General features: G+C 42.7%; 6 protein-coding genes and 1 pseudogene. 3 read left to right on the forward strand and 4 right to left on the reverse strand.

What is annotated here, in order from left to right:
* Positions 1–1,355: pseudogene (locus Q0993_RS01795) on the reverse strand (hypothetical protein); the annotation flags it as partial.
* 415 nt (positions 1,356–1,770) lie between these two features.
* Between Q0993_RS01795 and Q0993_RS01800 the strand changes: the two are divergent.
* The 3 genes from Q0993_RS01800 to Q0993_RS01810 all read left to right on the forward strand — a co-directional run bounded on the left by Q0993_RS01800 (position 1,771) and on the right by Q0993_RS01810 (position 5,383).
* Positions 1,771–3,360 carry a peptide chain release factor 3 gene (locus Q0993_RS01800; RefSeq protein WP_299529236.1) on the forward strand — a complete coding sequence of 530 codons (1,590 nt, stop codon included), beginning with the start codon at positions 1,771–1,773 and terminating at the stop codon, positions 3,358–3,360.
* 257 nt (positions 3,361–3,617) lie between these two features.
* On the forward strand, positions 3,618–4,823 hold the full coding sequence (locus tag Q0993_RS01805) for a GTP-binding protein (RefSeq protein ID WP_299529238.1): 1,206 nt from the start codon (positions 3,618–3,620) through the stop codon (positions 4,821–4,823).
* A gap of 131 nt (positions 4,824–4,954) precedes the next feature.
* Complete coding sequence (locus Q0993_RS01810) at positions 4,955–5,383, forward strand: hypothetical protein (RefSeq protein WP_299529240.1); 429 nt, start codon at positions 4,955–4,957, stop codon at positions 5,381–5,383.
* A 42-nt stretch (positions 5,384–5,425) separates the two neighbouring features.
* Here Q0993_RS01810 and Q0993_RS01815 read toward each other — a convergent pair whose 3' ends face one another.
* The 3 genes from Q0993_RS01815 to rpoB are packed head-to-tail and all read right to left on the reverse strand — an operon-like array spanning position 5,426 to position 13,949.
* A complete protein-coding gene (locus tag Q0993_RS01815; protein WP_299529242.1) occupies positions 5,426–5,737 on the reverse strand; it encodes a DUF3467 domain-containing protein in 312 nt (103 codons plus the stop codon).
* 47 nt (positions 5,738–5,784) lie between these two features.
* Entirely contained in the window at positions 5,785–10,083 is a 4,299-nt protein-coding gene (gene rpoC / locus Q0993_RS01820; protein WP_299529244.1) for a DNA-directed RNA polymerase subunit beta', read from the reverse strand.
* Positions 10,084–10,139: 56 nt separating this feature from the next.
* On the reverse strand, positions 10,140–13,949 hold the full coding sequence (gene rpoB / locus Q0993_RS01825; protein ID WP_299529246.1) for a DNA-directed RNA polymerase subunit beta: 3,810 nt from the start codon (positions 13,947–13,949) through the stop codon (positions 10,140–10,142).
* Positions 13,950–13,969: the final 20 nt, after the last annotated feature.

A 13,969-nucleotide genomic window follows, 5' to 3' on the forward strand; every position in this document is an offset into this window, starting at 1 on the left:
GTGCCGTCATCGTCAGTGTCGTCGTCGGTAGGGTCGCCGTCCCCGTCGGCGTCCTCGTCGGGGGTATCGATGCCGTCGCCGTCGTCGTCAACGTCGCGATAGTTCACGTCCTCCGTACCATCGGTATCGGGAAGGTCGTTCGCCGGGTCGTCGATCTCGTCGTTCACGTCGAAGCCGTCGTCCACGTCGCCGCCCTCGTAGCCATCGTCGAGACCGTCGCCGTCCGTATCGGTGCCCGTATAGGTCTGGTCGGGTACTCCGTCGAAGTCGAAGTCGTTACCCTCGTTGTTGTCCGGCACCAGGTCGTTGTCAGTGTCCTCGTCAAGATAGTCCGGATCGTCCGCGCCGTCTGTGTTCACAGGGTGGATTCCTTCATTACCACTTCCTTCGTAAGCGTTATCCAATCCATCCATATCGTCGTCATGACCGGTTGGAGGAATGTAACCGGAAGTGGTCTGACCTTCTACATTGTCGGGAATGCCATCATCATCGGAGTCAATGTCCCTGAAATTTGGATGCTGATCATGATCCGTGTCTACAGGTGTTATACCCTCTCCTCCTCCTGGATGGCTTTCATAATGGTCGTCCAATCCGTTCCCATCCGAGTCAATTCCACAAGGAGCAATGTAGCCAGAAGTGGTTTGTGCCTCAATATTATCCAGAATACCGTCATTGTCCGAATCTATATCCCTGAAATCAGGATGTTGATCATGATCCGTGTCTACAGGTGTTATACCCTCTCCTCCTCCCGGATGGCTTTCATAATGGTCGTCCAATCCGTTCCCATCCGAGTCAATTCCACAAGGAGCAATATAGCCAGAAGTGGTTTGTGCCTCAATATTATCCAGAATACCGTCATTGTCCGAGTCGATATCCAAATAGTCCGGGATATGATCACCGTCCGTATCAATTGGAGTTAAACCGTTACAACTGCCTGGAGTTTCTTCGTAATGATCGTCCAAACCGTTCCCATCTGAGTCAATTCCACAGGGAGCAATGTAGCCAGAGGTAGTCTGTGCCTCAATATTATCCAGAATACCGTCATTGTCCGAGTCGATATCCAAATAGTCCGGGATACCGTCCCCATCTGTATCCGTAGGATTAGTTGTATGGTCATTGTCCCCATCCTCATTCTGGTCTTCTATGGTATCTATAATCCCATCTCCATCATCATCCACATCTTCGGAATCATGAACATTGTCCCCATCAGTATCTGTAAAGATGAACATTGAAGACTCGAAATACGAATTGGGCTTGGCAAAGGAAAAAGTAAGTGGTTCCAAAAGAAAAATCATGGCTAGACTTAAAGTCAAGACAAACTTATTTTCCCTTTTTAAGAAAGTAGTATTTTCCATAAATGATAGTTTTCTATTTTAAACTAATCACCATGGCCGTAGGAATTCAAAAATGTTAAGATTTTCGGGGTTGTTCTAAATATAATATCCATGCAAGATATATCTAAAAATTAGATCATCAAATTGTTTGGGAAGCAATCAATACGTAATATCTTTTAATAACATGTTTATTCGGTAAAACGCAAAAATATGATATGCCCAATCACTATCTAGATACGTTGAACCTTAAACAAAAAGATTACTTTGTTGATGAAAATCGGTTATTTCTGTAGTTCATCGACAAAAATGTATTTAGGACTCGGTTTTTACCTAAACAACCATAACCGTCCAAAAGTATGCGGACCCCTTGGCCCTAAAAAAGACGAAATAATGAATAACCCATCATTTTTACCTTACTTTTGCCGAAATTTTTCAAATGAGTTTTAAGACCCAAATCCAAAAGCGGCGGACATTTGGCATAATATCCCATCCAGATGCCGGAAAGACCACCCTCACGGAAAAACTACTTCTTTTTGGTGGTGCCATCCAAGAAGCAGGCGCCGTAAAGAGTAACAAAATAAAAAAGTCCGCTACCAGTGATTTCATGGAAATTGAACGACAGCGCGGAATCTCGGTAGCTACATCAGTATTGGCCTTCTTATATAAGGACAAAAAGATAAATATATTGGACACCCCGGGTCACAAAGATTTTGCCGAGGATACCTTTAGGACACTGACTGCCGTGGATAGCGTCATAGTGGTAATAGATGTGGCCAAAGGCGTAGAGGAACAGACGGAAAAACTAGTGGAAGTATGCCGGATGCGAAAAATTCCGATTATTGTCTTTATCAATAAATTGGATAGGGAGGGCAAAGATGCCTTCGATCTTTTGGATGAACTTGAATTGAAGTTAGGCCTATCCGTAACGCCACTTAGTTTCCCCATTGGCATGGGATATGATTTCATGGGTATATATAATATCTATGAAAAAAACATTAATCTTTTCAGTGGCGATAGTAAGAAGAATATTGAGGATACCATAGCTTTCAACGATCTTGGAAATCCCCAACTGGAGACTATTATTGGAAGCGAAGCGGCAAAAACATTACGGGATAACCTGGAACTCGCACAGGGCGTTTATCCGAGTTTCAGTAAGGAAAAGTATTTGGAAGGGAACCAACAACCTGTTTTTTTTGGATCTGCCCTAAACAATTTTGGAGTGCGGGAGCTGCTGGACTGTTTTGTGGAAATTGCACCCTCCCCTAGGGCCAAACTGGCGGAGGAACGTTTGGTGGATGCCTTTGAACCGAACATGACCGGATTTGTTTTCAAAATCCATGCCAATATGGATCCGAAACACCGGGATCGTCTAGCATTTATAAAGATTGTTTCAGGTACTTTTGAACGCAACAGACCCTATTTGCATGTCCGCCATGGCAAAAAGTTAAAATTTTCCAGTCCCAATGCCTTTTTTGCAGAAAAGAAGGAAATAGTGGATATTTCGTACCCGGGAGATATTGTTGGCCTACATGATACCGGGAATTTTAAAATAGGTGATACCTTGACCGAAGGTGAAAGTCTGCATTACAAGGGAATTCCGAGTTTTTCCCCTGAACATTTCCGTTACATCAATAACGCGGATCCGATGAAGGCCAAACAATTGAACAAGGGCATAGATCAGCTAATGGATGAGGGAGTTGCGCAATTGTTTACCCTTGAAATCAATAATCGTAAGGTAATCGGTACCGTGGGAGCACTTCAATTTGAAGTTATTCAGTATCGTCTGGAACATGAATATGGAGCCAAATGTACTTATGAGAACTTTCCGGTGCACAAGGCGTGTTGGATAGATCCCAGAAATTCCAAAAGTGAAGAATTTATGGAGTTTCGTAGGGTAAAGCAAAAATTTTTGGCAAAGGATAAAAGAGGCCAAGAGGTCTTCTTGGCCGATTCTCAATTTTCCCTACAGATGACGCAACAGAAGTATCCATCGGTCAAGTTACATTTTACCTCCGAGTTCGAATGAGCGAATATGTCCTATGGATAATACTAATGGGTTTTACCAAAGCAAGGAGATACCCTTGCTTTTTCAAGTGGCTTTCTTTTTCAAATACTTCATTTATAAACGCAACTTAATTGCACTTAGAGTGAATAAAAGCTAATTTTACCATACTGTTGCATTTTTGAAAAATCAAAAAAAGATTATACCTAGAGCTAGTATGGAGATAGCGGGCGATGCTGATTTGGTATAGTTCCATTCTACTTCTAACAACTATTTGTTTAATGAACGTATTAAGAAGGGTTCCGGTTGTCATTCTCAACGGATTTCTAGGATCTGGCAAAACAACACTTTTTAGAAATCTTCTATCACAGTCCAAAACGAAGAATATACCCGTTTGCGCCATTGTCAATGACATGAGTGAACTAGACGTAGACGGGGAGTTACTTGGGACAACGGATGTGGTTGAGGAGGATCGCAGCATTCTGGAGTCCATTCACTCTTGTGTACTTAGCAGTAAAAAGGGTATAAAGGAACTCGATAAATCACTTAAAAAATTGCTATCAAATCAAAATCCGGAATTGATTATCATTGAGACTTCAGGAAGTTGCCATCCTATGCCCCTTATAAATTATTTTGAGAATCACCTTCAGGTTCAACTGACCGGAGTCTTTGCATTGGTAGATAGCCTAATGTTAGCCCATGATTACAATTATGGCGAAAGTCTAGTATCCAAAATGCAAAACAATCTTGTTCATAATAGAAGGAATATGGTGAACTTATTGGTAGAACAGATTTTATTTTGCAGTCATCTTCTCCTTACCAAAGCTGATCGTATCGAAGAAGACAGACTACCGCATATTGCATCCTATATCCAAAAAATAAACCCCTTTATATCCACGCATTCCGTTCATTTCGGCAAACTTCAAATCGAGGCTTTATTGGAACTGCAGGAGTATGATTACTTTAGGGTGGCCCAATTGGTTGAGGAGCTACAACCTGTGCTAATGGCCGAAGAGGAGAATGATAGGCCTTATGATTTGGCCACCAGGGTGATTAAAGATGATAGACCATTTCATCCACAGCGGCTTTGGGAAATTTGTCATCAATACCTCGACAAGAGAATTTATCGAAGTAAGGGATTCTTCTGGCTTGCTAGTAGGGATAAACATTCACTATTGTGGAATCAAGCAGCGGGTAGCATTAGCTTGGAAATTATCGGATCCTGGATATCGGGAATCATTGAAGATGAGCATAACGGGCTTTCGGAAATGGAGATAAAACTTCTGGAAGAAAGACTCTCAAGGGAATCTGGCCGTTTTGGGGATCGTCATTGTGACCTTACTGTAATCGGTGACAAAACTCAAGTTGACCGATTTACCAATGCCTTAAAGTCTTGTTTTCTTACCAATGAGGAAATAGAACTTTGGAAAAATGGTTATGAATTCAATGACCCATGGCCGAAGAATTTGGTGAAAATGGTCAATTAGGTAGCTGAAAATGAAACCCCTTGGGATGTCGCACTCATAATTCATGGCTAGATTATACCTGAAACACCCGTATCTTTCGGTAGATACTTTTTTTGTACATTGCTTGTAAATAACCAATTCTACATACCGTTATGATGACTTCAGTAAAACCTCCAGTTTGGTTTTGGGTGGTGAGTGCTTTCGCACTTTTATGGAATTTATTTGGATTATTTAACTTTTACAATTCCACATTTAACCAAGTAACCATTTTAGAAACTCTAAATCAAGAGCAGCGAGAGCTTTTTGAGGCAATGCCTATATGGGCTACCATAGCTTTCGCCATAGCCACAATTTCTGGAACGCTGGCTTCAGTTGGTTTAATAATGCGAAAAAAATGGGCAAAACCTATGTTTATTACTTCCTTGGTAGCAATGCTAGCCCAATTTGTCAACTGGCTTTTTATTCAAAATGCACCGGAAGTATTTCCCAATTCATACACTATGCCAACTTTGGTAGTGATTGCGGGAATTTTGTTTATTTTATTTACCAATAAGGGAATTCAAAAAGGTTGGTTGTCCTAAAACCAAAAACTACTAAAAAAAGCTACCAAAAGGTAGCCTCTTTTATGCTTCTCCCGTAGGCCCAAAATTAATGGGAATTGGAGGTTGTTCATAGTCCTTTATTGTGCCGTGTGCCTTTTCAAAACGGTTTACGTTATCATTGAGGGCCTTTAGAAATTTTTTTGCATGCTGCGGGGTTAGTATAATCCTACTTTTAACCTTTGCTTTAGGCGAACCGGGCATCATACTTATAAAATCGACCACAAATTCAGAAATGGAATGATTGATAATGGCCAAGTTGGAATAGGTTCCTTCGGCCATTTTCTCGTCCAACTCTATATTAATTTGCTTTTGTTTTTGTTCTTTTTCGTTCATGACCTTAAAAAACAAACCCTCGATACATGTACCGAGGGTTTTTGATGTTAGAATTTCAAAGCTTCCTTACGAGCCATAATTTCATCGTATTCCTCCTTAGATCCCACGATGATGTTTTCATAGTCTCGCATTCCCGTACCTGCCGGAATCTTGTGTCCAACGATTACGTTTTCCTTCAATCCCTCTAAAGTATCTACCTTACCGCTAACAGCAGCTTCGTTCAACACTTTCGTCGTTTCCTGGAAGGAAGCTGCGGAAATAAAGGACTTGGTCTGCAAGGACGCCCTTGTAATTCCTTGAAGGATAGGTGTAGCCGTAGCGGCTACCGCATCCCTGGCTTCCACCAGAGTTTTGTCCGCACGCCTTAGGATACTATTTTCATCCCTCATCTCACGGGCTGTAACTATTTGACCTGCCTTTAGCGTTTCGGACTCTCCTGCATCCGTAATCACCTTTTTGCCAAAAATATCATCATTCTCTTCAATGAAGTCCGACTTGTGAACCAACTGATTCTCAAGGAAAATCGTATCCCCCGGATCCTCAATCCGAACTTTTCGCATCATTTGCCGTACTACTACTTCAAAGTGTTTGTCATTTATCTTAACCCCTTGCAAACGGTACACCTCCTGTACTTCATTTACTAAGTATTGCTGTACAGCGGATGGGCCCTTTATGGCCAGAATATCCTCTGGTGTAATAGATCCGTCGGATAATGGCATACCTGCACGGACGTAATCGTTCTCCTGGACCAAAATCTGATTGGATAATTTTACCAAATACTTCTTGACCTCGCCCAATTTGGATTCTATAATAATCTCCCGATTACCCCTTTTGATCTTGCCAAAGGAAACTACGCCATCAATCTCGGATACAACTGCGGGATTTGAGGGGTTTCTGGCCTCGAACAACTCGGTCACCCTAGGAAGTCCTCCAGTGATATCACCGGCCTTGGCCGATTTACGTGGAATTTTTACCAAGATTTTACCCTCTTGAATCTTATCCCCATCATCTACCATAATATGGGAGCCAACGGGTAGGTTGTACGAACGTAAAACCTCATCCTTATCATTTTTAATCAATAAGGTAGGAATCAATTTTTTGTTTCGGGATTCGGAAATAACCTTTTCCCGGAAACCTGTTTGTTCATCGATTTCTACCTGGTACGTAACACCTTGCTCAATATTCTCGTAGGCAATCTTACCTGGGAATTCCGAAACAATGACGCCGTTATAGGGATCCCATTGGCAAATAACCTCTCCCTTTTTAACGTTTGCCCCATTTTTTATGAACAATTGGGAACCATAAGGAATGTTATTGTTACTTAAGGTTATTCCAGTCTTGGTATCGACAATCTTTATTTCGGAGGTCCTTGAAATTACAATTTCCGCAGCCTTACCTTCACTATCCTTACCTTTAACCGTCCTTAAGTCCTCAATTTCTACAAGCCCATCAAATTTGGCCTCAAGTTTATTATCCTCGGAAATATTGCCGGCAATACCTCCCACATGGAAAGTCCGCAGGGTCAACTGTGTTCCAGGCTCCCCAATGGATTGAGCGGCCACAACACCAACGGCCTCGCCGCGTTGCACCATTTTGTTGGTAGAAAGGTTTCTTCCATAACATAACACGCAGATTCCCTTGGGTGCTTCACAAGTCAACGGAGAACGTACTTCTACCTTTTCAATTGGAGAAGCCTCAATCTTTTTAACATCGGCTTCCTTGATTTCCTTACCTGCTTCCAGAAGCAATTCCTCATTCAAAGGGTTGTAAACGTCATGTAGGGATACCCTACCAAGAATTCGTTCCCCTAGCGTCTCCACAATTTCCTCATTCTTACGCAATGGGGTGACTTCAATACCTCTAAGCGTACCACAGTCTTCAATAGTCACAATCACATCCTGGGATACATCGACCAAACGCCTTGTCAAGTAGCCCGCATCGGCAGTTTTTAAGGCGGTATCCGCCAACCCTTTACGTGCACCGTGCGTGGATATGAAGTATTCCAAGATTGACAAGCCTTCCTTAAAGTTGGACAGAATTGGATTTTCGATAATTTCCCCACCTCCGGCTGTCGATTTCTTTGGTTTTGCCATTAATCCGCGCATTCCAGTAAGCTGACGTATCTGTTCCTTAGAACCCCTAGCACCGGAATCCAGCATCATATACACTGAGTTAAACCCTTGTTGGTCTTCTCGGATACGCTTCATGGCCAATTCGGTCAACATGGCATTGGTGGATGTCCAAACATCAATTACCTGATTATAACGTTCGTTATTAGTAATCAGTCCCATGTTATAATTGGCCATAATGGCATCGACCTGACCATTGGCATCGTCGATCATTTCATGTTTTTCCTGTGGGATAATAATGTCTCCCAAGCTAAATGAAAGTCCACCCTTGAAGGCAAACTCGTATCCCATGGTCTTGATCTTGTCCAAGAATTCAGCCGTTGTGGGAACATCAGTTACCGCAAGAATCTTTCCGATGATGTCCCTCAAGGCCTTTTTGTTCAAGACACTATTCACATATCCGGCCTGTTCTGGCACCTCCATGTTAAAGAGTACCCTACCTACGGTAGTTTCTACAATTTGGTTGACCAACTCCCCTTCGTCATTGAAATCCTTGGTCCTTACTTTTATACCGGCATTAAGGTCTACTTTACCTTCATTAAAAGCGATTTCCACTTCTTCATCCGAGTAGAAAGTGAGTCCCTCACCTTTTACGGGAACCTCGGGAGTAGACTTTCTCTCCTTGGTCATATAATATAGACCCAATACCATATCCTGGGAAGGTACGGTAATAGGTGAACCGTTTGCCGGATTCAAGATATTATGTGAGGCCAGCATCAATAACTGGGCCTCCAATATAGCCTCTGGACCCAAGGGTAAATGAACCGCCATCTGGTCTCCATCAAAATCCGCATTAAAAGCGGTACATACCAATGGGTGCAGACGAATCGCCTTACCTTCAATAAGTTTTGGCTGAAATGCCTGAATACCTAAACGGTGCAAGGTAGGAGCCCTATTCAAAAGCACTGGATGACCTTTCAGTACATTTTCCAAGATATCCCAAACCACAGGTTCTTTCTTATCGATAATCTTTTTAGCAGACTTGACGGTCTTGACAATACCCCTTTCTATCAGTTTACGGATTACAAAAGGCTTGTACAATTCGGCAGCCATATCCTTTGGAAGACCACATTCATACAATTTCATTTCGGGTCCGACCACGATTACCGAACGTGCGGAGTAATCCACTCGTTTACCCAAAAGGTTTTGTCGGAAACGCCCCTGTTTTCCCTTAAGGGAATCGGAAAGGGACTTTAAGGGCCTGTTGGATTCGGTTTTAACGGCGGATGCCTTTCTCGTATTGTCGAAAAGAGAATCGACGGCTTCCTGTAGCATACGCTTCTCATTTCTAAGAATCACTTCAGGAGCCTTGATTTCCACCAACCTCTTCAAACGATTGTTTCGTATAATTACCCTTCGATACAAGTCATTCAAATCCGAAGTGGCAAAACGACCTCCATCCAATGGAACCAATGGACGTAATTCGGGAGGAATAACAGGAATCACTTTCATTATCATCCATTCCGGTTTATTTTCCCTATTATCCTGGGATTCCCTTAGGGCCTCAACAACCTGAAGTCTTTTAAGTGCTTCGGTTTTGCGCTGTTTTGAAGTTTCGGTATTGGCCTTATGTCGAAGTTCATAGGATAACTCCTTTAAATCGATCCGGGCCAAAAGATCGATCAAACACTCCGCTCCCATTTTTGCAATAAACTTGTTGGGATCGGAATCCTCTAAATATTGATTTTCCTGAGGCAGTTCTTCTACTATGTTCAGATATTCTTCCTCTGTTAAGAAATCCATTTTTTGGATTTCCTCTCCTTCAGGTCCTTTAGCAATACCAGGTTGGATTACTACGTATCTTTCGTAGTAGATAATCATATCCAGCTTCTTTGAAGGAAGACCCAATAGATATCCTATCTTATTGGGTAAAGAACGGAAATACCAGATGTGGGCCACAGGTACTACTAAGTTGATATGCCCTACCCGATCCCGGCGAACTTTTTTCTCGGTAACCTCCACACCACAACGATCACAAACAATACCGCGATAACGAATACGTTTGTATTTACCACAGGCACATTCGTAATCCTTTACAGGGCCAAAGATACGCTCACAAAAAAGTCCGTCACGTTCTGGCTTGTGCGTTCTGTAGTTGATGGTTTCAGGTTTGAGGACTTCTCCCCTGGACTCCGCCAAAATTGCCTCTGGTGAAGCCAATCCGATTGAAATCTTATCAAACCTTTTTACTGGGTTATTGTCTTTTATTCTAGCCATAATATATGGTGATACTAAATTAAAATGTGTGTTCTAAAATCGTAACATCGATTTACTTATTCCTCCAAGCGTATATCCAGACCCAAACCTTTCAGTTCGTGCATCAATACGTTAAAGGATTCTGGTAATCCAGGTTCTGGCATGGTCTCACCCTTTACGATAGATTCGTAGGTCTTTGCCCTACCAATAACGTCATCGGATTTAACCGTCAATATTTCCCGCAGGGTAGCGGAAGCTCCATAGGCTTCTAGGGCCCATACTTCCATCTCCCCAAAACGTTGGCCTCCAAATTGGGCCTTTCCACCCAAAGGTTGTTGCGTAATCAAGGAATAAGGTCCTATTGATCTCGCATGCATCTTATCGTCCACCATATGGCCTAATTTTAACATGTAAATGACCCCAACGGTGGCGGGCTGATCAAATCGTTGCCCTGTGCCTCCATCAAAAAGATAGGTATGGCCAAATCGCGGAATACCGGCTTCATCTGTATAACTGTTGATTTCATCCAACGTGGCTCCGTCAAAAATAGCGGTTGCATATTTTTTGCCCAATTTAAGACCGGCCCATCCAAGAACAGTTTCGTAAATCTGTCCAATGTTCATACGTGATGGTACCCCAAGTGGATTCAATACAATATCTACAGGGGTTCCATCCTCCAAGAAAGGCATGTCCTCCTGACGTACTATTCTGGAAACAATACCCTTGTTACCGTGACGCCCCGCCATTTTATCGCCAACCTTAAGCTTTCGCTTCTTAGCGATGTAAACCTTGGCCAACTTCATGATACCCGCAGGAAGTTCATCTCCTACGGAAATGGTGAATTTGTCCCTTCTCAGGTTTCCTTGAAGATCGTTCAATTTAATCTTATAATTGTGAAGCAAGTCGGCGACCGATGCATTGGTCTCTTTATCCGTTGTCCAGCTTCCTCCAACCAAATGTGCAAAGTCATCCACGGCATTCAACATCTTTACGGTATACTTTTTGCCCTTTGGCAAAACTTCTTCACCCAAATCGTTCAAAACCCCTTGAGATGTCTTTCCACTGATCAAAGAGAACAGTTTCTCAACTAAAATATCCTTTAGTTGTTGAAATTTCACTTCGTATTCCATCTCCAAATTGGAAATGGCCTCTTTGTCCTCTGAACGTTTCCGCTTATCTTTAATAGACCGCGAGAACAACTTCTTATCAATGACAACTCCGGTAAGGGATGGTGAGGCCTTTAAAGAGGCGTCCTTTACATCACCGGCCTTATCCCCAAAAATAGCCCGAAGTAGCTTCTCTTCCGGTGTAGGGTCGGATTCCCCCTTTGGTGTGATCTTACCGATAAGAATGTCCCCGGGTTTCACCTCTGCACCGATGCGTATCATACCATTTTCATCCAAATCCTTGGTAGCTTCTTCCGACACATTGGGAATATCATGGGTCAATTCCTCGGCACCTAATTTGGTATCCCTTACCTCTAGGGCATACTCATCTACATGGATGGAAGTAAAGATGTCCTCACGTACCACTTTTTCCGAAATCACGATAGCATCCTCAAAGTTGTATCCCTTCCATGGCATGAAGGCGACCGTTAGGTTACGCCCTAAGGCCAATTCGCCATTTTCCGTAGCATAGCCTTCACAAAGGACCTGCCCTTTTTTAACCTTATCACCTTTGCTTACTATGGGCTTTAGGTTGATACTGGTACCTTGATTGGTCTTTCTGAATTTGACCAGCTCATAAGTCTTTTCATCTTCATCAAAACTTACTAACCTTTCGGCATCCGTCCTGTTATATTTGATGGTGATTTTTTCAGCATCCACATATTCTATTACCCCTTCACCCTCTGCATTGATCAATACCCTGGAGTCCGAAGCCACTTGACGTTCCAATCCTGTACCAACAATAGGCGATTGTGGTTTCAATAAGGGAACGGCCTGGCGCATCATGTTAGATCCCATTAGGGCCCGGTTGGCATCATCATGCTCCAAAAACGGAATTAGGGAAGCAGATATAGATGCTATCTGGTTCGGTGCCACATCCGTATAATTCACTTCGGAGGGATCCACGACGGGGAAATCCCCCTCTTCACGTGCAATAACCTTATCACTGTCAATCGTTCCATCCTCTTTCATAGGAATGTTAGCCTGCGCAATTTTCATTCCTTCTTCCTCTTCCGCACTTAAGTACGAATACTCCTTGGTGTCTACCTTGCCATTTTCGACCTTGCGATACGGCGTCTCCAAAAAGCCCATAGGGTTAACCTTAGCAAAAACGGAGAGTGAGGAAATCAAACCGATATTGGGCCCTTCAGGGGTTTCTATAGGGCACAATCTTCCATAATGGGTATAGTGGACATCACGTACCTCAAATCCTGCCCTTTCCCTTGAGAGACCTCCCGGTCCTAAAGCGGACAGTCTTCTTTTATGCGTTATCTCAGCCAGCGGATTCGTTTGATCCATAAACTGGGACAATTGGTTTGTACCAAAGAATGAATTAATAACCGAGGACAAAGTCTTTGCATTGATTAAATCAATAGGGGTAAATACCTCATTGTCCCTTACGTTCATCCGTTCACGAATAGTCCTTGCCATACGGGCCAAACCTACTCCAAACTGAGAGGATAATTGTTCCCCAACAGTACGGACGCGACGGTTGGACAAGTGGTCTATATCATCGATTTCCGCTTTGGAATTGATGAGTTCTATGAGATATTTTATAATGGTAATGATATCGTCCTTGGTCAAGACCTGTTTGTCCATTCCGATATCAAGACCCAACTTTTTGTTCATTCGATAACGACCAACCTCTCCCAGATTATACCGCTGATCGGAGAAGAACAATTTGTCTATAATGCCACGAGCGGTTTCCTCATCGGGTGGCTCCGCATTTCGCAATTGACGGTATATGTGCTCTACGGCTTCCTTTTCCGAGTTGGTAGGATCCTTTTGCAAGGTGTTGTGAATAATGGCATAGTCCGACTGGGCATTGTTCTCCTTATGTAGCAAAATCGTTTTTACATCGGTATCCAAAATCTCGTCTATATGTTCTTTCTCGAGAATAGTATCCCGGTCCAAAACAATTTCGTTCCGTTCAATGGAAACCACTTCTCCAGTATCCTCATCTACGAAGTCCTCATGCCAGGTATTCAAAACCCTTGCCGCCAATTTACGGCCCAGAATTTTCTTTAGTCCTGCTTTTGAGACCTTTACCTCTTCGGAAAGGTCAAAAATTTCCAGGATATCCTTATCCCGCTCAAATCCAATGGCCCTAAACAGTGTAGTAACCGGCAATTTTTTCTTTCTATCAATGTAAGCATACATGACACCATTGATATCCGTAGCAAACTCGATCCAAGAACCTTTAAAAGGAATTACCCTTGCCGAATACAGTTTGGTGCCATTGGCATGAAAAGACTGTCCAAAAAAGACACCGGGTGAACGGTGAAGCTGTGAAACAACTACTCTTTCCGCACCATTTATTACGAAAGTACCGCTGGGCGTCATATAGGGAATTGTCCCTAAATATACATCTTGTACAATGGTCTCAAAATCCTCGTGTTCCGGATCGGTACAGTATAATTTCAATCTTGCCTTTAAGGGTACGCTATAGGTAAGCCCCCTTTCAATACACTCTTGAATTGAATACCTGGGAGGATCTATAAAATAATCCAAAAATTCGAGCACGAACTGATTCCTCGTGTCCGTAATCGGAAAGTTTTCCATAAAGGTATTGTACAGACCTTCATTGCCCCTTTCATCCGATTTGGTCTCAAGTTGAAAAAAATCTTGAAAAGATTTTATCTGGATGTCCAAGAAATCCGGGTACTCCGGCGTGTTCTTAGCGGATGCAAAATTTATTCTTTCAGTTTGTTTTGTGAACATCTATGGACAGTATTTTGATC

The organism is Ulvibacterium sp., from assembly GCF_028285715.1.
Lineage (GTDB): Bacteria > Bacteroidota > Bacteroidia > Flavobacteriales > Flavobacteriaceae > Ulvibacterium.